Annotated in this window: 24 protein-coding genes; 19 read left to right on the top strand and 5 right to left on the bottom strand. The window is 49.1% G+C overall.

Annotation, left to right across the window (positions count from 1 at the left end):
* Positions 1 to 103 precede the first annotated feature (103 nt).
* The 11 genes from fabD (at position 104) to SPK40_RS01030 (ending at position 10,911) form a co-directional block, all read left to right on the top strand.
* Positions 104 to 1,027 carry an ACP S-malonyltransferase gene (gene fabD, locus SPK40_RS00980; protein ID WP_248140940.1) on the top strand — a complete coding sequence of 308 codons (924 nt, stop codon included), beginning with the start codon at positions 104 to 106 and terminating at the stop codon, positions 1,025 to 1,027.
* A gap of 99 nt (positions 1,028 to 1,126) precedes the next feature.
* A complete protein-coding gene (gene fabG, locus SPK40_RS00985) occupies positions 1,127 to 1,861 on the top strand; it encodes a 3-oxoacyl-ACP reductase FabG (protein WP_248140938.1) in 735 nt (244 codons plus the stop codon).
* Between the two features lie 158 nt (positions 1,862 to 2,019).
* Positions 2,020 to 2,259, top strand: coding sequence for an acyl carrier protein (acpP, locus tag SPK40_RS00990; protein ID WP_027253507.1), 240 nt, complete (start codon positions 2,020 to 2,022; stop codon positions 2,257 to 2,259).
* An 88-nt stretch (positions 2,260 to 2,347) separates the two neighbouring features.
* Positions 2,348 to 3,586: a beta-ketoacyl-ACP synthase II gene (fabF, locus tag SPK40_RS00995; protein ID WP_248140937.1), complete on the top strand. Its 1,239-nt coding sequence runs from the start codon at positions 2,348 to 2,350 to the stop codon at positions 3,584 to 3,586.
* Positions 3,587 to 3,649: 63 nt separating this feature from the next.
* Positions 3,650 to 4,459 (top strand): aminodeoxychorismate lyase, encoded by an 810-nt coding sequence (pabC, locus tag SPK40_RS01000; RefSeq protein WP_330959139.1) that lies wholly within the window; start codon positions 3,650 to 3,652, stop codon positions 4,457 to 4,459.
* Positions 4,453 to 5,463, top strand: a complete 1,011-nt coding sequence (gene mltG / locus SPK40_RS01005; protein ID WP_330959140.1) for an endolytic transglycosylase MltG — start codon at positions 4,453 to 4,455, stop codon at positions 5,461 to 5,463. Before pabC ends, mltG begins: the two co-directional genes overlap by 7 nt.
* Positions 5,463 to 6,101, top strand: coding sequence for a dTMP kinase (gene tmk / locus SPK40_RS01010; RefSeq protein ID WP_330959141.1), 639 nt, complete (start codon positions 5,463 to 5,465; stop codon positions 6,099 to 6,101). The genes mltG and tmk overlap by 1 nt, the downstream gene beginning before the upstream one ends.
* The gene (gene holB, locus SPK40_RS01015) at positions 6,098 to 7,060 is read left to right on the top strand and encodes a DNA polymerase III subunit delta' (RefSeq protein ID WP_330959142.1); all 963 of its coding nucleotides are present in this window, start codon (positions 6,098 to 6,100) and stop codon (positions 7,058 to 7,060) included. Before tmk ends, holB begins: the two co-directional genes overlap by 4 nt.
* Before the next feature lie 27 nt (positions 7,061 to 7,087).
* Positions 7,088 to 7,864 carry a TatD family hydrolase gene (locus tag SPK40_RS01020; protein ID WP_330959143.1) on the top strand — a complete coding sequence of 259 codons (777 nt, stop codon included), beginning with the start codon at positions 7,088 to 7,090 and terminating at the stop codon, positions 7,862 to 7,864.
* A gap of 455 nt (positions 7,865 to 8,319) precedes the next feature.
* Positions 8,320 to 9,750, top strand: coding sequence for a PTS glucose transporter subunit IIBC (gene ptsG / locus SPK40_RS01025; RefSeq protein WP_248140925.1), 1,431 nt, complete (start codon positions 8,320 to 8,322; stop codon positions 9,748 to 9,750).
* Positions 9,751 to 10,029: 279 nt separating this feature from the next.
* Entirely contained in the window at positions 10,030 to 10,911 is an 882-nt protein-coding gene (locus SPK40_RS01030; protein ID WP_330959144.1) for a hypothetical protein, read from the top strand.
* A 170-nt stretch (positions 10,912 to 11,081) separates the two neighbouring features.
* Here SPK40_RS01030 and SPK40_RS01035 read toward each other — a convergent pair whose 3' ends face one another.
* The 3 genes from SPK40_RS01035 to SPK40_RS01045 all read right to left on the bottom strand — a co-directional run bounded on the left by SPK40_RS01035 (position 11,082) and on the right by SPK40_RS01045 (position 13,811).
* Positions 11,082 to 11,981, bottom strand: a complete 900-nt coding sequence (locus SPK40_RS01035; RefSeq protein WP_330959145.1) for a lysine exporter LysO family protein — start codon at positions 11,979 to 11,981, stop codon at positions 11,082 to 11,084.
* Between the two features lie 205 nt (positions 11,982 to 12,186).
* Positions 12,187 to 13,110, bottom strand: a complete 924-nt coding sequence (locus SPK40_RS01040; RefSeq protein WP_330959146.1) for an HDOD domain-containing protein — start codon at positions 13,108 to 13,110, stop codon at positions 12,187 to 12,189.
* Positions 13,111 to 13,205: 95 nt separating this feature from the next.
* Complete coding sequence (locus SPK40_RS01045) at positions 13,206 to 13,811, bottom strand: LON peptidase substrate-binding domain-containing protein (RefSeq protein WP_330959147.1); 606 nt, start codon at positions 13,809 to 13,811, stop codon at positions 13,206 to 13,208.
* A gap of 278 nt (positions 13,812 to 14,089) precedes the next feature.
* Here SPK40_RS01045 and SPK40_RS01050 point away from each other — a divergent pair, with 278 nt between their 5' ends.
* The 3 genes from SPK40_RS01050 (at position 14,090) to SPK40_RS01060 (ending at position 15,764) form a co-directional block, all read left to right on the top strand.
* Positions 14,090 to 14,740 carry a TfoX/Sxy family DNA transformation protein gene (locus SPK40_RS01050; protein WP_248140917.1) on the top strand — a complete coding sequence of 217 codons (651 nt, stop codon included), beginning with the start codon at positions 14,090 to 14,092 and terminating at the stop codon, positions 14,738 to 14,740.
* A 387-nt stretch (positions 14,741 to 15,127) separates the two neighbouring features.
* Entirely contained in the window at positions 15,128 to 15,352 is a 225-nt protein-coding gene (locus SPK40_RS01055) for a hypothetical protein (protein WP_330959148.1), read from the top strand.
* A gap of 94 nt (positions 15,353 to 15,446) precedes the next feature.
* Positions 15,447 to 15,764, top strand: a complete 318-nt coding sequence (locus SPK40_RS01060) for a VF_A0006 family four-cysteine protein (RefSeq protein WP_248140915.1) — start codon at positions 15,447 to 15,449, stop codon at positions 15,762 to 15,764.
* Here the strand turns inward: SPK40_RS01060 and znuB are convergent.
* Both znuB and znuC read right to left on the bottom strand, forming a co-directional pair.
* The gene (gene znuB, locus SPK40_RS01065) at positions 15,761 to 16,546 is read right to left on the bottom strand and encodes a zinc ABC transporter permease subunit ZnuB (RefSeq protein WP_330959149.1); all 786 of its coding nucleotides are present in this window, start codon (positions 16,544 to 16,546) and stop codon (positions 15,761 to 15,763) included. The two genes, SPK40_RS01060 and znuB, sit on opposite strands and share 4 nt — an antisense overlap.
* Positions 16,539 to 17,306: a zinc ABC transporter ATP-binding protein ZnuC gene (gene znuC / locus SPK40_RS01070; protein WP_330959150.1), complete on the bottom strand. Its 768-nt coding sequence runs from the start codon at positions 17,304 to 17,306 to the stop codon at positions 16,539 to 16,541. Before znuC ends, znuB begins: the two co-directional genes overlap by 8 nt.
* Positions 17,307 to 17,405: 99 nt before the next feature.
* Here znuC and znuA point away from each other — a divergent pair, with 99 nt between their 5' ends.
* The 5 genes from znuA to SPK40_RS01095 all read left to right on the top strand — a co-directional run bounded on the left by znuA (position 17,406) and on the right by SPK40_RS01095 (position 22,653).
* Entirely contained in the window at positions 17,406 to 18,299 is an 894-nt protein-coding gene (znuA, locus tag SPK40_RS01075; protein ID WP_330959151.1) for a zinc ABC transporter substrate-binding protein ZnuA, read from the top strand.
* Positions 18,300 to 18,301: 2 nt separating this feature from the next.
* On the top strand, positions 18,302 to 19,663 hold the full coding sequence (mepM, locus tag SPK40_RS01080) for a murein DD-endopeptidase MepM (protein ID WP_248140910.1): 1,362 nt from the start codon (positions 18,302 to 18,304) through the stop codon (positions 19,661 to 19,663).
* A 208-nt stretch (positions 19,664 to 19,871) separates the two neighbouring features.
* Entirely contained in the window at positions 19,872 to 20,099 is a 228-nt protein-coding gene (locus SPK40_RS01085; protein WP_248140908.1) for a FeoA family protein, read from the top strand.
* Complete coding sequence (gene feoB / locus SPK40_RS01090) at positions 20,096 to 22,411, top strand: Fe(2+) transporter permease subunit FeoB (protein WP_330959152.1); 2,316 nt, start codon at positions 20,096 to 20,098, stop codon at positions 22,409 to 22,411. The genes SPK40_RS01085 and feoB overlap by 4 nt, the downstream gene beginning before the upstream one ends.
* Positions 22,408 to 22,653: a FeoC-like transcriptional regulator gene (locus SPK40_RS01095; RefSeq protein WP_248140905.1), complete on the top strand. Its 246-nt coding sequence runs from the start codon at positions 22,408 to 22,410 to the stop codon at positions 22,651 to 22,653. Before feoB ends, SPK40_RS01095 begins: the two co-directional genes overlap by 4 nt.
* Positions 22,654 to 22,668: the final 15 nt, after the last annotated feature.

Below are 22,668 nucleotides of genomic sequence, written 5' to 3' on the forward strand. Positions count from 1 at the left end.
ACTTTTTGAATATGCGGTTCGGGCGTGTTAATCAATATCCGCCTGTCAGCCGCATCAACGATGGCATCTTTGATGCCATTTCTCTTTGTAGAAGGATTCTCGAATGTCTAAGTTCGCGATTGTTTTTCCTGGGCAGGGTTCTCAGGCTGTCGGCATGCTGGCTGAACTGGCTGAGCAGTACGAAAGTGTACAACAAACGTTTGCCGAAGCGTCTGAAGCACTGGGTTATGATCTGTGGGCATTGGTCCAGAACGGACCTGCTGAAGAGCTGAACCAGACTCACCGTACTCAGCCTGCGCTGCTGGCGGCATCTGTTGCTATCTGGCGTGTATGGCAGGAAGTTGGTGGGGCTCAGCCAGCCGTTCTGGCAGGCCACAGCCTGGGTGAATACTCAGCACTGGTTTGTGCTGGCGTGCTGAATTTCAAAGAAGCAATTAAGCTGGTTGAACTGCGTGGTCAACTGATGCAGGAAGCGGTTCCTGCTGGTGTGGGCGCAATGTCTGCCATTATTGGTCTGGACAATGACGCGATTGCCAAAGCCTGTGAAGAAGCAGCACAGGGTGAAGTGGTCGCGCCTGTGAACTTTAACTCACCAGGTCAGGTTGTTATTGCAGGCCACAAAGCTGCAGTTGAGCGAGCAAATGAGCTGTGTAAAGCCGCGGGTGCCAAACGAGCACTGCCGCTGCCTGTTTCTGTCCCGTCTCACTGTGAACTGATGAAGCCAGCTGCTGAAAAACTGGCTCAGGCACTGGAATCTGTTGCATTCAGCGCACCGGCAGTTCCGGTCATCAATAATGCTGATGTGGCAACTGAGACTGATCCTGCTGCAATCAAGCAGGCACTGGTGAAGCAGCTGTATGGCCCGGTTCGCTGGACTGAGTCTGTAGAGCGTATGGCTGCCGAAGGTGTTGAATTGTTGCTGGAAGTTGGTCCGGGTAAAGTTCTGACCGGCTTGGCAAAACGCATCGATAAGTCGCTGAATGCTGCCGCCGTGAACGATCCGGCCAGCCTGGAAGCGGCAAAATAATTGAATCATGATCGTGGTTCGGGAATGCCCGGATCACGGCAAAATTAGTCATCAGTCTGTCCGTATTCAAAATGACGGGCTATATAAAGAGGAAGAAACATGAGCCTGCAAGGTAAAGTTGCGCTGGTAACAGGCGCGAGCCGTGGCATTGGCCGTGCGATTGCAGAAATTCTGGCAGAGCGTGGTGCAACTGTCATTGGTACTGCAACATCAGAAAGCGGTGCGGAAGCAATTAGTGCTTACCTAGGTGACAAAGGTCAGGGCCTGGCACTGAATGTGACGTCTCAGGAGTCGATTGATGATGTTCTGAAACAAATCAAAGAAGCCTACGGTGACGTCGATATTCTGGTGAACAATGCGGGTATCACGCGTGACAACCTGTTGATGCGTATGAAAGATGACGAGTGGCAGGACATCATTGATACCAACCTGACTTCTATTTTCCGCCTGTCGAAAGCCGTATTACGTTCTATGATGAAAAAACGTTACGGCCGTATTATCAGCATTGGTTCTGTGGTTGGTACGATGGGTAACGCGGGCCAGACAAACTATTCAGCAGCGAAAGCAGGTCTGATTGGTTTCACCAAATCAATGGCGCGTGAAGTTGCTTCTCGTGGTATTACCGTGAACGCAGTGGCGCCTGGTTTTATCGAAACCGATATGACCAAAGCACTAAATGATGATCAGCGTGCATCGACTCTGTCTGCTGTTCCTGCTGGTCGTTTGGGCGAGCCGCGCGAAATTGCAGCAGCTGTTGCATTTCTGGCTTCTGACGATGCAGGTTATGTCACCGGTGAGACACTGCACGTGAACGGCGGCATGTACATGATTTAACCAAAAAAGTTGAAATCTTTTTGGATGCAGGTCAAACTCGGGTGGATTTAACGCTGAATCGTGGTTTGACCAGCACCCTTAGTCTTGCAACTTTTACAGTAATGAATAAACTACAGCAAATCGCAATAGCGAACTCTTGTTTAAGGAAATAGATTAGTATGAGCAACATCGAAGAACGCGTAAAAAAAATCATCGTTGAGCAGCTGGGCGTAGATGAGTCTGAAGTTAAAAATGAAGCTTCTTTCGTTGACGACCTGGGTGCTGACTCTCTGGATACTGTTGAGCTGGTAATGGCTCTGGAAGAAGAATTCGACACAGAGATCCCAGATGAAGAAGCTGAGAAAATTACTACGGTTCAAGCTGCTATCGACTACGTTGTAAGCGCTTCCGCAGAGTAATTTCAAGAACACTTCCAGGCGGTCTCCATGACCGCCTGATTTTCATTTGTAAACCCAAATTAATCCTTCATTCCCGGAGAAATAAATCGTGTCTAAGCGTCGCGTAGTTGTAACTGGTATGGGTATGCTTTCACCAGTTGGCAATACTGTCGAATCTTCATGGAAAGCCTTATTGGCAGGCCAGAGTGGTATCAGCAATATTGAGCACTTTGATGCGAGTGATTTTGCAACCCGTTTTGCTGGCATGGTCAAAGACTTCAATTGCGAAGAATACATGACCAAAAAAGATGCCCGTAAAATGGACCTGTTTATCCAGTATGGCGTGGCTGCTGGTACTCAGGCGTTGAAAGACTCTGGTATTGAAGTCAGTGAAGAAAATGCCGGCCGTTTTGGTGTGGCAATTGGTTCAGGGATTGGTGGTCTTGGTCTGATTGAGCAAAACCATCAGGCAATGCTGGAAAAAGGTCCGCGTAAGATCAGCCCATTCTTTGTACCGTCTACAATTGTCAACATGATCGCAGGTCACCTGTCGATTATGTATGGCCTGCGTGGTCCGAACATTGCAATTTCTACTGCCTGTACGACTGGTTTGCATAACATTGGTCACGCTGCCCGTATGATCGCATACGGCGATGCTGACATGATGCTGGCTGGTGGTGCAGAAAAAGCATCTACGCCGCTGGGTATGGGTGGTTTCGCTGCAGCGAAAGCACTGTCTACCCGCAATGATGATCCTCAGGGCGCTTCTCGTCCTTGGGACAAAGAGCGTGATGGTTTCGTACTGGGCGATGGTGCCGGTATGATGGTTCTGGAAGAATATGAGCACGCGAAAGCCCGCGGTGCAAAAATCTATGCAGAACTGGTTGGCTTTGGTATGAGTGGTGATGCTTATCACATGACTTCACCAAGTGCTGATGGTTCAGGTGGTGCACTGGCGATGGAAGCGGCTATCCGCGATGCCGGTATCAGCCAGGATCAAATTGGTTATGTGAATGCTCACGGTACGTCGACGCCTGCCGGTGACGTTGCTGAAACACTGGGTATCAAACGTGCCATGGGCGCGGCTGCTGATAAAGTCCTGGTGTCTTCAACCAAGTCAATGACCGGTCACCTGCTGGGTGCGGCTGGCTCTGTTGAGTCAATCATTACGGTGATGTCTCTGGTTGATCAGGCGGTTCCGCCAACAATCAACCTGGAGAACCCGGACGAAGGTTGTGACCTGGATTATGTACCAGGTGAAGCACGCCAGGTGAAGTTGGAGTATGCCCTGTGTAACTCCTTTGGCTTCGGTGGCACAAACGGCTCACTGCTGTTCAAGAAAATCTAAGTCATATCTGTTATGCTAAGCGGCCCGGTTCAATGACCGGGCCGTTTTTTTATGGGGTATACAATGGCGTGGATCAACGGTGTTGAATCAGACAGTGTCAGCGTATCGGACCGGGCTTTTCAGTATGGCGATGGCTGTTTCACAACTGTATTAGTGGAAGAGGGTTCGCCGAGGCTCTGGCCACAACATTTGAAGCGACTGCAAAACACGCTGCTGAAACTGAACATTGCGGCACCGGATTGGTCGCCCATTTCCAGAAAGGTGATGTCTTTAGCTCAGAACTATCCTGAGAAAGGCGTCATCAAAATACTGATCAGCCGTGGTGCCGGTGGCCGGGGGTACAGTCCTGCAGGGTGTCAGCAGACTCAGGTGATGATTTCTGATTTTGCCTGGCCGGCTCATTACGAGACATGGCAGCAGGAAGGGATTGAACTGGGAGTGTGTCAGCAACGTCTGGGGCTGGTCCCTATGTTAGCCGGACTGAAGCATTTAAACCGCCTTGAGCAGGTGATGCTGAAACAGGAAATTGAAGCCAATGGCTGGCTGGATGCGGTCGTGCTGGATATCCACGATCATATTACCGAAACTTGCGCTTCCAATATTTTCTGGCGTCACGGTCAGATTTTATATACCCCTGAACTGAGTCAGGCCGGTGTTCATGGCCTCATGCGCGCGCATGTCTGTGAACTGGCGAAAGAGCTGGGCTATTGTCTTGAGTTTGTTAAAAGCCCGTTAGACGCCTTGCTTTGCGCTGATGAAGTCTTTATTACTAATGCTCTCATGGCCTTGGTGCCTGTGACAAAAATTCAATCTGAAACGTACGATGAACGCAGTGCGTCAGAAGCAATAATGAAGAGGTTGTACACGTGCTAAAAAAGTTGGCATTGGTGTTTGTACTGCTGGGAGCAATTCTGGCCGGCGGTGCAGGCTGGGCATATTTACAGGTGAAGGCCAGTATTGAACAGCCAATTGTAGAGGTCGATGAGCCTTATCTGACGGTCAGACAAGGCACGACTTTCCGTGGTTTAATCTATCAGCTCAACCAGATGGGTGTACTTGCGGATTCACCCTGGACCCGCTGGATTGGCAAACTGGAGCCAACCTTAGCGCGCATCAAGGCCGGGACTTATTCGATTGAAAATGCCCGGACGCTCAGAGATGTGCTGGCCATTGTTGCTTCCGGTAAAGAGTATCAGTTTTCGATTACGTTGCTGGAAGGTGATCGTTTTTCAGATTGGCTGAAAGCACTGGAAAATGCACCGATGCTGAAAAATGAAACGGCGCAGATGAGCGAGTCCGATATCGCTGAAGCGATAGGAGCTGATGTGAAGAAGCTGGAAGGCTATCTGTTGCCTGAAACTTATCATTACACCGCGGGCACATCTGATCTGGCCTTACTGAAACGCGCTTATGCACATATGATGTCTCTGCTTGATGAGGCGTGGAAAGAACGCGATGCATCGATTCCGCTGAAAAATCCGTATGAAGTCCTGATCATGGCTTCCATCATTGAAAAAGAAACGGCTGTAGATCATGAGCGTGCCAAAGTTTCTTCGGTCTTTATGAACCGATTGCACAAAGGTATGCGGCTTCAGACCGATCCGACCGTGATTTATGGTCTGGGTGAAAAGTTTGACGGCAACATTCGTAAGAAAGATTTGCGCACCCCGACACCGTACAATACCTATACCATTTTTGGGTTGCCGCCAACCCCGATTGCCATGCCGAGTGCTGCGTCGGTACTGGCTGCCGTGAAACCGGCCCAGACCAGTTATTTCTATTTTGTGGCTGACGGCAAAGGCGGCCATACGTTTTCAAAAACACTCAGCGAACATAACCAAGCTGTTCGCCATTATCTGAAGATACTCAAACAATAATGAACGGAAAATTTATCGTCATTGAAGGCCTGGAAGGGGCAGGGAAGAGCACTGCGATCTCAACTGTGCAGCATGTACTGGCTGAACAGGGAATCACTGAGATTGAGTCGACCCGTGAACCGGGTGGTACTCCCCTTGCCGAGAAAATGCGGACTTTGGTGAAAGAAGGCCATCCGGATGAACCTCTGACGGATATGGCTGAGCTGCTGTTGCTGTATGCGGCACGCAGCCAACTGGTTGAGCATGTGATTCAACCAGCCTTAAAAGCTGGAAAGTGGGTCATCGGGGATCGTCATGATATGTCTTCCCAGGCTTATCAGGGTGGTGGTCGCGGGTTTGATACCCAATTGATGACCAATATTAAAACCATGGTGCTGGGAACATTCGAACCGGATTTAACCATCTACATGGATATCGATCCGGAACTGGGCCTGGCACGTGCGCGCGGACGCGGTGCGCTGGATCGGATTGAGAAAATGGATCTGTCTTTCTTTGAGCGGACCCGGGAACGTTTTCTGGCCTTGTCCCGGAATAATCCGAAAGTCATCATCATTGATGCCTCTCAGAGTCTGGATGATGTGACGGCTGATATCCGGCGGCACCTGACACACTGGCTGTCGCAGCAGGAGCACGCATGAGCTATCCCTGGCTGACTACAGTCTGGCAGCAATGGCAGCAGCTGTTGACGCAGGATCGGATGCATCATGCGATGTTGCTGATTGCACCTTCCGGTTGTGGCAGTGAAACGTTGATCCGGCAGTTGGCCAGAACTGTGCTGTGCCAGAACGGGATGACGGAGCCGTGTGGCATCTGTCACAGCTGTCAGTTGTTTGCCGCTGAAACGCATCCTGACTGTCACACGATCCGGCCCCAGGACGGGAAAGCGATCAGTATTGATGCCATTCGTCAGTGTAATCACTGGGCTTGGGAAACGTCGCAGTTAGGCGGAAAGCGGGTTGTTTTAATTGAACAGGCCGACTGCATGGGTGAGGCCGCAGCTAATGCGCTGCTGAAAACGCTGGAGGAGCCCCCAGCTAATTGTCAGTTTATTTTAACGACGACAGAGCTGGATCGCCTGTTACCCACAATCAACAGCCGCTGTAACAAATGGCGTTTACCATTGCCTGCAGAACAGGATGTGAAGCGTTGGGTTGAAAGTCAGCTCAAGCAGGCAGTGAAAGTCGAAGCTATCCGATTGAACGGCAATGCGCCACTGGCTGCTTTACACTTTATTGAGCAGGGACAGGACATCCGGCATCAGAACTTGCTGGAAAGTTTTCATCAATTCCTGGTCCCACCTCATTCTGGCTTGTTCAGCGTGGCAGAGCACTGTATGAAAGATGGCCTGCTCAGTCTGAAGTGGCTGAGCTATTTTTTGGTGGATTGCCTGAAAATACAACAGGGCGTGGTCGGCTATCTTGTCCATGCGGAGTCATCGGCTCTGGCAGGGCAGGTCGCGGCTCAGTTACAGCAGTCGCTCTTGCTTGGGCAAATAAAAGCCTTGAATGCATTAATCCGCGAACTGGAAGCACATCCGGGTCTGAACGATGAGCTCCTGATAACGGATTGGTTATCAGGTTTTATCTCTTCTCAGTAAACACACCGAACTCAAGAGGATATTCAGGTGTTAGTAGATTCACATTGCCACCTCGATAAACTGAATTATGACGAACTGCATACCGATGTGGCCGATGTCCTGGCAAAAGCACAGGCGAAAGGCGTCGAGTACTTTCTTTCAGTGGGGGTAACGCTGAAAAGTTTTCCTGCAATGATGGAAATGATTGCGCCTTTTGACCACGTTTTTGCCTCCTGTGGTGTTCACCCGCTGGATATAGAAGCCGGTTTTGATTACGACAAACTGAAGGCTTATGCCAGTGACGACAAAGTCGTTGCGATTGGCGAAACGGGTCTGGATTATCATTACCAGCCTGAATTGGCAGAGCAGCAGCAGGAAATCTTTCGTCAGCACATCCGCCTGGCTGTTGAACTGAATAAGCCATTGATTATTCACACCCGAATGGCGCGTGAAGATACGATCCGTATTTTAAAAGAAGAGGGTGCGGAACGTTGCGGTGGTGTCCTGCACTGTTTCACTGAAAGCCTGGAAATGGCAGAAGCTGCGATGGAGTTGGGGTTTTATATCTCGATTTCAGGGATCGTCACTTTTAATAAAGCCGCTGAACTGAAAGATGTGGTGAGTCGTTTGCCGCTTGAACGGTTGTTGGTGGAAACGGATTCTCCTTATCTGGCTCCGATTCCGTACCGCGGCAAAGAGAATCAGCCTGCTTACGTGAAGGAAGTTGCAGATTATATCGGTTTGCTGAAAGGTGTGTCAGGGGAAGAGGTTGCCAGAATTTCGACCGAAAACTTCTTCCGGCTTTTTTCGCAGGCCAAACGATAAAAGTGTCAAAAAAGGAGCGAAAGCTCCTTTTTTTGTATATTTAATTGATTGCTTCAAAAAATTATTAGCTCTATTGTTCATTCCTGCACAAATCTTCGCTTTTTTTCCGATCTGAATTGTAATGTTGTTTCGTTACATGAAGAAACATGGGTTACAGGGGTGAAATATAATTACAATTTAATGATAGGTATGTTTTTAGATTAACCTGTTGGTTTTTAATTATTTTTTGTGTTTTTTGACGTTTTTGTGCACTGAGTTCATTTGTGATCTATGTGTCAAACTGAAATTTACTTTCACGATCCGTTGGTATTCTTGATTACTGTCACGTTATATTTGGCGCCGCATTTTATACTTATGCCGAACAATAAAAACGGGTGGTGCTAGCATTATGACTACGGGGGTAGGTCGCTGGTAACCGCTGGATACGTCGTAAATATCTCACTCAGGAGCACAATATGTTTAAGAACTTTTTTGCGAACCTGCAGAAAGTCGGTAAGGCGCTGATGCTGCCAGTATCGGTTCTGCCGGTAGCAGGTATTCTGTTAGGTGTAGGGGCGGCTAATTTTAGCTGGTTGCCAGCAGTTGTTTCTCACCTGATGGAACAGGCTGGTGGTTCCGTATTCGGCCAGATGCCACTGCTGTTTGCCGTTGGTGTTGCACTGGGCTTTACCAAGAATGACGGTGTTGCTGGTCTGTCTGCAATTGTCGGCTACGGCATTATGGTTGCCACACTGAAAGTGATGGCGCAAGTCATGGGTGTTGAAAGCATCGAAACGGGTGTGCTGGGTGGTATCCTGGCGGGTGGTGTTGCTGCCTGGGCATTTAACCGTTTCTTCAAAATTCAGCTGCCGGAATATCTTGGCTTCTTTGCTGGTAAGCGTGCGGTTCCAATTATCACGGGTTTCCTTTCTATCGCACTGGGTGTCGTTCTGTCTGTGATTTGGCCACCGATTGGTGCCGGTATCGCTGCATTTTCTGACTGGGCTGCGAACCAAAACCCTGTACTGGCATTCGGTATTTACGGTGTGGTTGAGCGTTCTCTGATCCCATTTGGTCTGCACCATATCTGGAACGTTCCTTTCTTCTATGAAGCGGGTACTTGTGTGAACGGTGCCGGTGAAACGGTTCACGGTATCATGACTTGTTTCCTGACTGCTGATGATGCATCCCGTGCCGCGGGTAATGGTTTCGGTCAGCTGGCGGGTGGCTACCTGTTCAAAATGTTTGGTCTGCCAGCAGCGGCTTTCGCGATTGCTCACTGTGCGAAGCCAGAAAACCGTGCCAAAGTTGTTGGTATCATGGCATCTGCTGCACTGACTTCATTCCTGACCGGTATCACTGAGCCAATTGAGTTCTCATTCCTGTTTATCGCACCGGTTCTGTATGCGATTCACGCGGTACTGGCTGGTCTGGCTTATGTTCTGACGAACGCCCTGGGTGTTGTTCACGGCCATACCTTCTCGAATGGTTTCATTGACTTCATCGTTCAGATGCCACGTGCTGAAAACGTATGGACGCTGGTTGTGCTGGGTCTGGGTTACGCTGTACTGTACTACGTGGTATTTACCTTCGTGATTCGTGCACTGGACCTGAAAACACCTGGCCGTGAAGATGAAACGGCTGAGACTGAAACAGCTGCGGGTACTGAGCTGGCGGGTGAGCTGGTTGAAGCTTTCGGTGGTAAAGCAAACATCACGAACCTGGATGCATGTATCACACGTCTGCGTGTGAGTGTGGCAGATACAGCGATTGTTGATCAGGACAAACTGAAACGTCTGGGTGCTGCGGGTGTTGTGGTGGTTTCCGGTGGTGTTCAGGCCATCTTCGGAACGAAGTCTGACAACCTGCGTACTGAAATGGATGAGTGGATTCGCAATAACGCGTAATTTCTGAAGATTCTCAGTGTTCAAAAGCCTGGCTCCTGCAGCCAGGCTTTTTTGTTTCTGTTGTTTCTGTCGTCGAGACTCCTATCCATCTGAAAACGCAGTTGCCTGATATTCCCCTGCAACAGTCATCACACAGAGGACTCATCATCCAGGAGAGATTTTCGATCAATGCAATGAGATGTAATGATAGTGAACATATTGCAACTTATTGAGTATTAAGGTTTCTGGTGGCATTATGCGCGCTGTTGTGGCTTTTAAATTCACATGGAGTGAAATTGTATGATGTCGATGGACCGAGCCTGCAGTGAAACGAAAAGGGTGGTGATCAATGAACTTAAATCTGATGATTATCCTGCATTACTGACATTACTCCGACCGAAACAATTGGGGGATGTTGAGGAAGCGCGGCTTGAGCGTATTTTTAATCGGGCTGACAAAAATGCTGTGACCGGTGTGGGTATCCGGGTCTCCGGGAAACTGGTTGGAGCGATAGGTATTATTCCCCAAAAGCGTGTCAGCCGTTCAGGAAAAGTTGTGAATACGATTAATCTGACCTGTGCCGTGACACATCCCGATTTTCGAGGTTACTGGTTGCGAACCCTTTCTTTTTTGAGACAACATTTCAGTGATACCTTGTTCACGATTTTGTCGGCAAGCCAGATCGCTGACAGCGTTGCAAAGAACTTCCTCAATGCAAGGGAAGAGTCAGATCGGTTTCAGATCATTGCGGCACCCGAATCAGAATCGGATTCACTGTTTGATATCTATACCGGCAAGAAGGGCATCGCCTTTTTGACGGATGAGCAGCAATCGATTTTTTTTGCGCATGAAGTCCTGGAATGTGAGCAGCACGTCCTGAAATATGAGCAGGAGGTTTGTTATATCGTGACCCGAAAAGCGACGCTGCGCGATATTCAGTACACTGAGATTGTGTACTATTCCAATCCGGATCTGCTGTTTCGAAGCCGAGGAACGATTTCAAGGTATGTGACGACTTATGATCAAACCCAGAAATGTGTGATCAGTCTGAGCGATACACCTGAATGCCTGATTGATGAAAATTGTCAGCTCATGATGAGCTCACCACGCATTACATTTGGTCTGGATGCAGACGTCCCGTTTCTCTCTTTATATTCAGAAAATCTTGTACTGGGTCTTTGATCGTTTGGCGATCAAGTATGTGTGCCGGATTCATCCGTCTCATTGACGGGGTCACTGGGTCAGAGTCATCGCTGAACGCCACCAAATGCGTATCGTGTGACGATACGCATTTGAGTAAGCCTGGTATTAAGCGCAAATTTACAGCCTGTCAGGCGCATGGAAGAAACGCTTTAAAGCGACAGGAAAAACAGGATGAACACAGGAACCAGCAGGCTGAGGATAAAACCGCTGACAATCGCAATCGGCACGCAGCGAATACCTCCGCAGTTCTGGATCACAGGCAGGGTGAAATCCATCGCAGTTGCCCCTGCATAGCCAATCGCTGTGTTTGGATAGCGGGCGATGACAACAGGAATCAAAGTAAGCGCAATCAATTCCCGAAGCAGCTCATTCAGGAAAGAAGCCCCGCCAAATACCGGTCCCAGTCCGTCTCCGATCAAAATACCGGCCAGAGAATACCAACCGAAACCTGAAGCCATGGCTAGTCCGTGAGTCATCGGAATATCCAGCATCCATGCAGCAATCAGACCACCGGGCAGAGACGTTGCAATGATTGTCAGCGCAATCATAATTCCTTGTTTATTGAGCAGAATCTGTCTGAGGGTCATGCCGCTGTTGCGCAGCTGAATTCCAATCAAAAACAAAAGCAGCAACAGGATAATTTCACTGGCCTGGTCAACCCAGCTGAGATCCATATTGATGATTAATCCGAGACCCAGCCCGGCAGCCACGACCAGAATCAGTTTGGCGGACTCCATCAGCATTTTGGCTTTTGGCAGCTGCTGATGCCCATGCTGTGTTTCCAGCGGATAGTATTTGTCGAGAAGCGGCAGAGCCAGGGCATTACAGGCACTGATGCAGACAAAGAACGTGAAGGTATATAGCAGGATTTGGCTGAGGTTTTCCCCCAGGTTGTCTAATCCCGCCAGGCTGAGCCCCATCAGAGTCAGAATAACCAGGACCAGCCGGGATGTCTGAGCATGAATAAAATCAAGGACCGATGCATTTCTGACCGGGATGAAATAGCCGATGATAAGTGGCAGGAAAATAAAAAGCATTCCTGAGAACATGAGTATCCTTACAGAGGTTGTCTGGCTATGACATCGCTGGCAGCCAGTGAAATCCAGGGTTTCATTACGTCATTGACCCGCGCAGGTGTAAACGTGCTGTTAATGAATGCAGAAGCTTATCAGGCTGTTTAACAAAGGGTCAATAGAGCGCTGTTTTTCAACAGCGCAAGCAGGCAGATGAATGAACCACGTGCTGCTCGGCAGCTTAAAAGCCGCTGCTGAGCAGCACGTGGTTGATCTGGCGATCAAACTCGTCATCAGGCAGGTTGGTCAGGGTATACATCACTTCTGCACCTGCCAGATCAAGCTCTACTTCATGGTCATCAATGTCGTCGTCGTCTTCTTTGAACAACAGCAGGTGATTGGCCATGCGCGCGACATCAAGGTAGGTAATGTCCTCATCTTTTTTATAGGCAGGGAAGACCCGCTTATTACTGGCAACTTCCAGATAATCCTGGTCAAACCCCCAGTGCTTCAGAATATCCAGGCTGGCCTTGTTGCAGCAATGTTCGAAGACATACTTTGCATATTGGATGTCCAGGAAATTGCCGCTGTCGAGGTAGTTTTGATATTCATAGATCAGGCTGAACAGGCCAATATCTGCAAACAGACCGGCGAGCAATGCTTTTTCTGGCTCCAGTTTCAGCTCAGGGCGGTGTATGAGCAGGTTTTGTGTGACCAATGCCATACTGCCGGCTAATTGACGCGAGCGGGCGGCACTGCCGGATAACAGGAGCTTACATTCATAATCAAAGCTGCTGTTCAGTTTAATATCAAGAACCGTTTTTGCTGTGATGATGTCTCTGACCCGAATGATGCCTAGTCGGCTGACCGCAGTCTGGATGTCATGGCAAACGATATTACGTCGGTTAAACATCATCGTGTTTGATGTTTTAACGACTGTGGCAGTCATGCCGGGATCATTGAGTAAAACGGTGGCTGCGTCACGCACCGTGGAATCATCCCTGTTACACAGTGCTTGGAGTTCGGCCAGAACATCGGGGATCGGCGGAAGTGTCAGGCGGTTTTCTTTAATCGCGTCTTTCACGAGTCCGTGAAATTCCGATTGAAGGCCTGTCAAAATTTTGTCGTTTTCGGGTTTTAACCAGAAAAAAGATAGATGCGACATGAAAGATTAATAACCTAAGATATTTGTATTTATTTTATCTTGGTCAGATGAGTGGAGTACACCAAGGCGGGCGATTTTTGAGAACAAAGTAAGAGTTAGTTGATATCATCATCAAATAACTGTGGATTATCGAAAAGTTTGAGCAAGAAGCGTGCAGTCAATGCTGGTGAATCCTGTGCGATAAGTAATTGCTTATAATGTACTTCTAGCGGCAGGCACTCGATCCAGCGCTGGCAAACCCAGCTTAAATTATCATATTCGCTATTTTGATAGAGTGCGCCGATTTCAGGCATGGTCGCAAAGAACAGCTTTAATTTTTCAATCAGACACTCATGTTTTCCGGACACGGGCACAGGAGGCCAGGCTTTAAAAGGCAGATATTCAGCAATCAGTAAGTGATCACTTTCGTGCTTGACTGAAAGGATACGGATCTTCGTTTTGCCTTCAACCAGAATACTGAGTAAACCGTTTTCCAGTGCATTGAAATCAACCACGTTCACTTTGGTCGCAATGGCCGGAATTCGTGTAATGGATTCATCCTCATTATCTTCTTCTTCACTTCGCATGCACATCGCAAAATCACGCTGTCCTTCAACGGATTCTTTCAGCATGCGTTGATAGCGTTGTTCGGCAATGGTGATTTCCAGTTTACCTTCAGGTAAGACATGGCTCGCCGAAGGAAATAGGGCAATCTCAGGCATATTTCTCCCTCTGTTCTCTAATAACCTTAGTCTCTGTGAGCCGGTAAAACGATCCGAAGCGAAGGAAAATGTCCTGAATTACACGAATCTCAGTTATTGATACAGACTCTAAGAAGCTGAAATTTCATTTTATTTCGCTCTATAACATGCGCAATGTCTCACTTTGATTTGTGTATTGTTTCATATGTGGAATTTATAATTTCTGTGTGTCATGGTTGCATATGATAGTTGGCGTTGGTTTTAAATCGATAACGAAGAATAATATTAGGAATAATGCTGTGTCACTCACGAAAGAAACATTCATTGATTACCTAGATACCTTTGTGCCGAATGAACAGCGATCGATGTTTGGTGGTACAGGTATCTTCGTCCAGGGAGCAATGTATGCTCTGTTGTCTGACGAAAAGCTCTACATCCGTGGCGGTGAGAAGTTAGATCATCAGCTGCTGGAATTAGGATGCCACAAGTTTAAGCATGTTAAACGAAGTACAGTGGCCATCGTAAATTACTATGATATCTCAGATATTTATGATTCTCAGCCTGCACTTTGCACTGAGCTGGTTCAAAGCTCGATTGCAATTGCGCTGAAAGAAAAAGTCATGAAAGGCACGGCACGCAACAGAAGGTTGCGAGATTTGCCGAACCTGCGTCTGACGCTGGAGCGGATGATGAAAAAAGCAGGCATCGAAGATGTTGATGCTTTTTATGACATGGGCGCAGTTGATGCTTATCTGCTGGTCAAGCAGTCTCAGGGAAAAAGTGTTGATCAAAAACTGTTGTGGATGTTTGCCGGTGCTGTCGAAGGCTGTCACTGGACATTGCTGAATCCATCCCTGAAAGATGAGCTGCTGCTGCAACTGGAACAACGAAAGCAGTTTTATCCGTATCAGACTGAATCGGAAAAACATGCTGCTGACGTATTCAACTGACACTAAAAGTTGTCAGACTCTATGAAGTGAACCAATAAAAAACGGGGGTATCAACTACCTCCGTTTTTTATTGTCTGCAGATTGTCCGCTCAGATTTTCTTCCATTCTCCCTCAATTTCTTCTGGAATAACTTTCCAGAGTGAACTTGAATAGTCGTGCAGTCATTCATGGCGATATAACCCGGGAGATAAAGATTCTGTGATTCATATATATCGTGATGTGTCATTTGCTTTTATTTTGGATATTTATATTTTGCAATCACTTATGAGAACCACTTCACTTCTGTGAGCGAATGCCTTTCATGATAGAGAAAGAATTTGATTGAGTAGCTTTCTATTCGGAGTAGCTTTTCTCACGGCGTTGTACTGACGATATGGTGATGTCCCCTTGCTGGTCATGTCCAATGAGCTCTTTGCCTCCTACGCCCAACAAGTGATCCAACAGCTGGAGAGTGAAGGGAAAAAACAGATTCTTCATTATTCGTATTCTATTTACCAGTTCGGTGAGGGTTGTCACTGGCACCCCAATGTGAAAGAACATCAGCGTTTTGCCAGTGATATCCTGCATGTGATCAGCCAGTCTGGTTTGCAGCTTTTTTCGGCATCGATCTGATACGGGGATGGTAAGACAAACGGGTTATGGTTGAATCCGGGGTGCTTGGCCTCGGCTATGCTTAGATGAAGCGTTGTTTGGTCTGGTATGGCCTATGAAGACTCTGGTGATGATTGGATGGCTGGCATACTGGCTGTGCCAGAGTAATGCAGCTGCCGCCAGTTTTTCTGAGCAGCGTGAACAATATAACAATTGTGTTCTGCAGTACGTGTCTGCCGCAGAGGAGCCCGCAGCCATTACGTGGTTACTGAATGCCTGCCGGGAACTTTATCTCGATAATATTTTACTGACAGAGAAAGATAAGGACTATTACCAGTGCCTGCTTGATTTTATGTCGAAATCAAGCAGGCTGGAGGCAACGCTCAGTATCAAGCAAGCCTGTCAGGACAGGTATCGCTCTTTTCTGCGTTAGGCTTCGGAGCGTTTGAACTGGCTGAACAGAAAGAGTAATGCGGCAGATACAACGACGGATGGTCCGGCTGGCGTATCGTAGTGCCAGGACATCCAAAGCCCCAGTACAACAGCAATGCATCCCAATACAGAAGCCATGATGGCCATGCGCTCCGGACTCTGAGCAAAACGCCGGGCCGTAGCGGCCGGAATGATTAGCAGTGAAGTGATGATCAGCGCGCCGACAAACTTCATCGCAACGGCAATCACCATGCCGACCATCAGCATCAACAAAAGTCGCATCAGATCGACATTTACGCCTTCAACCTGTGCCAGATCTTCGTTGATTGTCATCGACAGCAACGGCCGCCACAGAGTGATCAGTAAGCCCATGACGATCGCACCGCCGCCGTAAATCCAAATCAGATCGTCAGTTGTGACGGCCAGCAGGTCACCGAACAGATAGGCCATCAGATCAATACGGACATGATCCATGAAGCTGATGGCAACCAGACCAAGTGACAGGGCACTGTGTGCCAGAATACCCAGCAGTGTGTCTGTGGCGATGTAGCGTTGCTTTTGAAGGCTGACCAGAATGACAGCCAGTGTCAGACAACAGATGACCAGCGCAAGATTCAGGTTGATGTTGAACAAAAAGCCCAGCGCGATTCCCAGCAGGGAAGCGTGTGACAGGGTGTCCCCGAAATACGCCATTTTACGCCAGACAACAAAAGAGCCCAATGGCCCGGCAAGCATGGAGATGCCAATACCTGCTGCAAGGGCAGGTAACATGAATTCAAGCATTGTGATTTCCGTGTTGACAAGGACCAAGCGGGCTGCCGCCCAGATCATGTTCGTGATTATGATGGTGATGATACAGCGCCAGCTGTTCGCTCTGCTGTCGTCCAAACAAGGCCACGTAAGACGGGTGACTGGTGATGGATTCAGGTTCGCCGGAACAACAGACGTGATGCTGCAGACAGATGACATGATCGGTTTTAGCCATCACCAGATGCAGGTCATGCGACACCATCATGATTGCGCAGTTGAGTTTGTCCCGCAGAGACTGAATCAGACTGTAAAGCTCTAACTGGCCACTCACGTCGACCCCTTGTACGGGCTCATCCAGAACCAGTAAATCAGGATTTTGCAGCAATGCCCGAGCCAGCAGGACGCGCTGCATTTCACCGCCGGACAGGCTGTGCATGTCACTGTGGGCCAGATGCGCACTGCCAGCCAGAGCCAGTGCATCCAGGCGCTGCTGGAAGCTGTATCTGCCTGCGAGTGCCATAAAGCGGTCAACAGTCAGAGGCAGGCTGTTGTTAAGCTGGAGTTTTTGCGGAACATAACCAATACGTAAACCTTTTGCCAGACGGACTTTGCCGGAGGTTGGTTTACGTAAACCGGTAACAACCTTCACTAAGGTCGATTTACCTGCGCCATTCGGACCGATAAGTGTGGTGATCTGGCCACGTTCCAGACGAAGTGACACCTGATCAAGAATGTGGCGGCCGGATGCGCGAACGGTAACATTTTGAAGTTCTACCAAAGGATTGGCGGACATTGAGCTGGCCATAAAAGGGTGTGAATCTCGTTGCTATCTTGAGGTGTTATATTATAACATCCCCGACTTCTTTTCATGGAATATTTTAAGGGGAGTCCCATGTCGCGTTTCGGTGCCTTGTGGTGTGCCATCACATTGTTTCTGTCTTTCACTGCTTCAGCAAAGTCTTTGCAGGTTGTGACGACCGTACATCCGATGAATCTGATTGTACAGGAACTGGTTGAGGGCGTAGGCTCAAGTGAAACCTTGTTACCGGCAGGGAGCTCGCCTCACGATTACGCTTTGCGGCCTTCGGATGTGGAAAAACTCAAAACAGCAGATTTAGTGGTATGGGTTGGACCTGAGCTGGAATCCTTTCTGACCAAAATTCTGTCGCACCAGACGAATACACTGGCACTGACGGCACAGTCCGGAATGGCTTTGCGGGAGTACGGCAGTGAACATGAAACGCATCATGACGAACACGGGCATGATCATCATGGCGTCGATCCGCATCTGTGGCTGGGTCCGGATCAAGCAATTGAAGCGGCAAAAGTGATCAGCACTGCATTGATTGAACGGGATCCATTGAATCGCACCCGATATGAGGCTAACCTGTCCCGGTTTACTGCCAGCGTGACGGAAACAGTACAAAACCTGAAAAAACAGCTTCAACCTGTGCAAAACGAAGGGTACTACGTTTTTCATGATGCTTATGGCTATTTTGAAGAAACGTTCGGTTTGAATAATCTGGGACACTTCACGGTTTCCCCTGATCGTCGGCCTGGCGCAAAAACCTTGATTACCATCCGGAATACCTTAAAAAAATCTCAGGTTAAGTGCATTTTCAGGGAACCGCAGTTCTCACCTGCGGTCATTCAAAGCGTCGTAAATGGCAGTGATATTAAAATTGGCACCCTGGATCCAATGGCAACGGACATTGCAGCGGAACAGGGAGGATATGTCCGGTTCCTGCAAGAACTCGGATACAGTTTCACCGAATGTCTTAAATAACAATGAAAATATTAACGGTTGCAGCCAGACGGTTTTCTCAGCTCCCCCGTCAACACCGAATTGCGCTTGCTTCAACATCACTATTAATTGCGGCTGCTCTGATGTGGCAGCCTGCTAACGTTCATTCGCCTTCTCACGGTTCTCGTACTGAGTCGGAATCAAGGCGGGAAGTACCGATCACGCCGGAAGAGATGGTTTCACTGTCAGAACAGAACAGTGAGCCACTTGGGGTGGTACTTGACCCGGAAGACCCGGATTTTCAGATCCCGAAAGATGAATTAGAGCAGCAGCTGGATAAAGCGACAGATATTGCTCATGCCCATAAGGTTGCTTCTGGCGAAACTCTGGGAGAAATTTTCACCCAGTACGCGTTGCCGCTTTCAGATATGTACCGTTTGATAGATGCCGACAAATCGATCCAGTTTCTTCGGGTCGGGCAGCGTATTGAATGGTCGCTCGATGATGAGGGGAAAATCAGCGAGCTGTCTATTGAGAGAAGTGCGAAATATACCGACACCTATCAATTGACGCCGAACGGGTATAAGCATCAGAAGGTAGAACGTGCCGGTGAGTTTAAACCTGTTCGCCTGACCGGACGTGTATCGGGCAGCTTCTACCAGTCAGCCCGGGCGTCGGGTATGACGCCGGCTCAGATCCAAACCCTGGTGAAAGCCCTGCAATGGCGTTTTGATTTAGGAAAGGAAGCCCGGAAAGGGGACCGTTTTGCGATCACGCTTGAACGTGAATTTATCGACGGGAAAGCCGTCGGTGAAGGAGAAGTGAAAGCGTTGTATTACATGAGTGGCAATCATGAGCTGTTTGCCATGCGGTACGACGATGGTGAATTCTATGATGAAGATGGTCGCAGCCTGAACCGTGCGCTGAACCGTTATCCGACCCAGAAGCGTTTCCGGATCAGTTCTTCGTTCGATCCGCACCGCAAGCACCCGGTTACGCACAGAGTGTCACCACATAACGGAACAGATTTTGCGGCTCCGATCGGAACCCCAGTGGTCGCGACGGGTGATGGCGTGGTTGTGAAAGCGCAAAAGCACTCACTGGCAGGGAATTTCATCATGATCAAACATGGTCGTGAGTATTCCACCCGTTATCTTCACCTGAGTAAAATCCTGGTGAAAGTCGGACAAAAAGTCCGAATGGGTGAAAAAATCGGCCTGAGTGGAAATACCGGCCGTTCAACAGGGCCACACCTGCATTATGAACTGCTCAAGTATGGCCGTGCTGTGAATGCCATGAAGGTACCGCTTCCGCAGGCAGATCCAGTGCCCAATAAGACCAGAACCGAGTATCGCAAACTGGCGAACCGGGAACGGCAAAATCTGCTGGCAGTGATGCCGGGATAACCTTAAAAACGCATCCATAGGATGCGTTTTTTGATGGTGAAGCCTGAATCACTGCCGACTGCGGCGTGCTTGGTTCTGTTTTTGAAAACCTCTGTTTTTGAAAACATAGTCTTCACAGTTTTAATCGAGTTATTTGATAACGATCAATCCTTTCATCACGCGCATCATTAACATTTGAAAATAAGAATGATTATTGTTGAGTGTTAATATGCGTTTATCAGAACTTTCCATTGGTGATTGTGCGGTGATCACCGATATTGCCAGCCTGCCAATGGAACAGCGAAAGCGTCTTGTCGCGTTGGGATTATTGCCGAACACCCCCGTTCAGCTGATTCGTCGCGCCCCACTCGGAGATCCGCTGCAAATTCGTCTGCGGGGATGTGATCTGGCCATTCAGAAAAAGATCGCAAGTAGTATAGAGGTAACGCTGAAATGAAATCACACGTGATGCTGACGATAGGCAACCCAAACAGCGGGAAAACCACCTTATTTAATGGCCTGACCGGCGCCCGGCAAAAAGTCGGTAACTGGCCCGGCGTTACCGTAGACAAAAAAACAGGTCGCTATACCTATCTTGATGAACAGTACGTGATGACCGATCTGCCCGGTCTTTATCAGCTGGATAGTGATGCCTCCGGCGCCGGTCTGGATGAGGCGATTGCCTCTCAGGTTGTGATGGCTGAAAACGCAGATGTTATTTTGAATGTTGTGGATGCCAGCTGTCTGGAACGGGGACTGTATTTGACATTGCAACTGCTGGAACTGGGGCTGCCTGTGGTGGTGGCGCTGAACAAAATGGATGTCATTCAGTCCAACCGGCAGCATATCAATACGGAAAAGCTGGCGGCACAGCTGGGATGTCCTGTGCTTACTGTTGCTGCGAACCAGTCAGAATCTGTGACCCGGTTTAAGGAAGAACTGGCTCAGGTGATTGCTGCGAGTCCGGGCCGAAAAATCAGTGCCGGGCAACCGGAGATCTGCTTTGATGACTGCATTGAGCGTGAAGTTGCTTTGCTGCTGCAAAAAGGCCTCAGAGCTCATGCTGCGTCTGACGGTTTGAAGCCTTTGGCGGAGCGGGGCATTGCGCTCAGAATGCTGGAGGGAGATGAACTGTTGCTGGAACATCAGGCAACTGATGTTCAGCAAGCCGTTGTGCAGGGCTGTGCACGCATTGCCACTCAGCTGGATCCGGAGATCAGTTTTGCCGAGAGTCGTTACAGCTTTTTGCACCAGTTGTGCACTCAGGTCAGACGTCAGCAGGGGCAGTGCAGTCTGGCGGCCAGCGATGCAATTGACCGCTGGGTACTGCATCCGTGGCTGGGCTTACCGATTCTGATGTTAGCCATGTATCTGATGTTCATGGTGTCGATTAATCTCGGCAGCGCATTTATTGATTTCTTTGATATCAGTGTCGGGACAGTGCTGGTCGACGGCGGACATCATCTGCTGGATGGGCGTCTGCCAGCCTGGCTGGTCACTATCCTGTGTGACGGGCTGGGGGGCGGCATCCAGACGGTCGCGACGTTTATTCCTGTCATCGCGTTTCTCTATCTGTCGATGACATTACTGGAAAGCTCAGGCTATATGGCAAGAGCAGCGTTCGTGCTTGATCGTCTGATGCAGAAAATCGGCTTGCCCGGCAAAGCTTTTGTGCCGCTGGTACTGGGATTTGGCTGTAACGTTCCTGCGATTATGGCCACCCGGACTCTGGAGCAGGAGCGCGAAAGACAGCTGGCTGCTGCTATGGCACCTTTTATGTCCTGTGGTGCCCGTCTGCCAGTTTATGCGCTTTTTGCGGCGGCTTTTTTTCCGCATCAGGGGCAGCATCTGGTCTTTGCCCTGTATCTTGCCGGGATTGTTGCGGCAGTTCTGACTGGCTTGCTCCTGCGCCATACGATTTTGCCCGGAACCAGTGATGCGCTGATTATGGAGATACCGCGCTATGAGTGGCCGAAAGCCAGTGCTGTGATGATTAATACCTGGCATAAACTCAAACGCTTTGTATTTGGGGCCGGTAAAACCATCGTGCTGGTGGTGACTTTGCTGAGTTTCCTGAACTCGATTGGCACCGATGGTACTTTTGGTCATGAGAACAGCCCGGATTCAGTGCTGGCAAAATCGGCTCAGCTTGCGACACCGCTGCTGTCGCCACTGGGTGTCCAGGAAGATAACTGGCCAGCGACCGTTGGGATTATCACTGGTTTATTTGCCAAAGAAGCTGTTGTGGGGACACTGAACAGCCTGTACGCCACCAGTGAGGAGGCTGACAGCGATTACGATTTGTGGGGCGGTCTTGCTGAGGCTGTAGCATCTGTACCGGCAAACCTGGCTGCACTGAATTACAGTGATCCGCTTGGTATCAGTGTTGGGGATGTGGAAGACTCCTCTTTAGCTGCATCTGAGCAGGGGGTCAGTGTATCGGTATACGACAGTTTGAGATCGGGATTCAGCAGTGAGGCCGCTGCACTGTCATATTTAATCTTCATTCTGCTTTATACGCCGTGTGTTGCTGCAATGGGCGCTTATGCACGGGAGTTCGGCCGTCGCTTTGCGGTGTCGATTGCCGCGTGGACTATGTGGCTGGCGTTCAGTATCTCAACCTTGTGTTTTCAGATTGCTGAATTGGGTACATCAGGCAGTATGGGCTGGATTGCGCTTATCCTGAGTCTTAATCTGCTCGTTGTCTTTGCGCTGAAGCGATACAGCCGTCGTCAGACAGACCAAGGTTTGAAACGGGTACTTTTATGATTTTGCAGCAGTTACGGGAACAGGTTGAACAATCTGGCCGGATCAGCCGCCGTCAGCTGGCGCATCGGTTTGGTCTGAGTGAAGACGGGGTGGATGCCATGATGGCGCTGTGGGTGAAAAAAGGCCTGATCGGACAGGAACGTGATGGTTGTGGTTCGGCCGGGTGCTGTAAACCACAGGGTGAGGTTTGGTACCGGGTGCTCAAAGCGAATGAGTTACCGGTGACGGTCATTTGTGAGTAAATATCAGGGAGAGCA

Source organism: Photobacterium sp. 53610, assembly GCF_036409375.1.
GTDB lineage: Bacteria > Pseudomonadota > Gammaproteobacteria > Enterobacterales > Vibrionaceae > Photobacterium.

Bases quoted from the DNA above. Each gene is read 5' to 3' on its own strand.
- fabD (WP_248140940.1), top strand. From the start codon at position 104: ATGTCTAAGTTCGCGATTGTTTTTCCTGGGCAGGGTTCTCAGGCTGTC.
- fabG (WP_248140938.1), top strand. From the start codon at position 1,127: ATGAGCCTGCAAGGTAAAGTTGCGCTGGTAACAGGCGCGAGCCGTGGC.
- acpP (WP_027253507.1), top strand. From the start codon at position 2,020: ATGAGCAACATCGAAGAACGCGTAAAAAAAATCATCGTTGAGCAGCTG.
- pabC (WP_330959139.1), top strand. From the start codon at position 3,650: ATGGCGTGGATCAACGGTGTTGAATCAGACAGTGTCAGCGTATCGGAC.
- tmk (WP_330959141.1), top strand. From the start codon at position 5,463: ATGAACGGAAAATTTATCGTCATTGAAGGCCTGGAAGGGGCAGGGAAG.
- holB (WP_330959142.1), top strand. From the start codon at position 6,098: ATGAGCTATCCCTGGCTGACTACAGTCTGGCAGCAATGGCAGCAGCTG.
- ptsG (WP_248140925.1), top strand. From the start codon at position 8,320: ATGTTTAAGAACTTTTTTGCGAACCTGCAGAAAGTCGGTAAGGCGCTG.
- SPK40_RS01030 (WP_330959144.1), top strand. From the start codon at position 10,030: ATGATGTCGATGGACCGAGCCTGCAGTGAAACGAAAAGGGTGGTGATC.
- SPK40_RS01035 (WP_330959145.1), bottom strand. From the start codon at position 11,981: ATGTTCTCAGGAATGCTTTTTATTTTCCTGCCACTTATCATCGGCTAT.
- SPK40_RS01040 (WP_330959146.1), bottom strand. From the start codon at position 13,110: ATGTCGCATCTATCTTTTTTCTGGTTAAAACCCGAAAACGACAAAATT.
- SPK40_RS01045 (WP_330959147.1), bottom strand. From the start codon at position 13,811: ATGCCTGAGATTGCCCTATTTCCTTCGGCGAGCCATGTCTTACCTGAA.
- SPK40_RS01060 (WP_248140915.1), top strand. From the start codon at position 15,447: ATGAAGACTCTGGTGATGATTGGATGGCTGGCATACTGGCTGTGCCAG.
- znuB (WP_330959149.1), bottom strand. From the start codon at position 16,546: ATGCTTGAATTCATGTTACCTGCCCTTGCAGCAGGTATTGGCATCTCC.
- znuC (WP_330959150.1), bottom strand. From the start codon at position 17,306: ATGTCCGCCAATCCTTTGGTAGAACTTCAAAATGTTACCGTTCGCGCA.
- znuA (WP_330959151.1), top strand. From the start codon at position 17,406: ATGTCGCGTTTCGGTGCCTTGTGGTGTGCCATCACATTGTTTCTGTCT.
- mepM (WP_248140910.1), top strand. From the start codon at position 18,302: ATGAAAATATTAACGGTTGCAGCCAGACGGTTTTCTCAGCTCCCCCGT.
- SPK40_RS01085 (WP_248140908.1), top strand. From the start codon at position 19,872: ATGCGTTTATCAGAACTTTCCATTGGTGATTGTGCGGTGATCACCGAT.
- feoB (WP_330959152.1), top strand. From the start codon at position 20,096: ATGAAATCACACGTGATGCTGACGATAGGCAACCCAAACAGCGGGAAA.
- SPK40_RS01095 (WP_248140905.1), top strand. From the start codon at position 22,408: ATGATTTTGCAGCAGTTACGGGAACAGGTTGAACAATCTGGCCGGATC.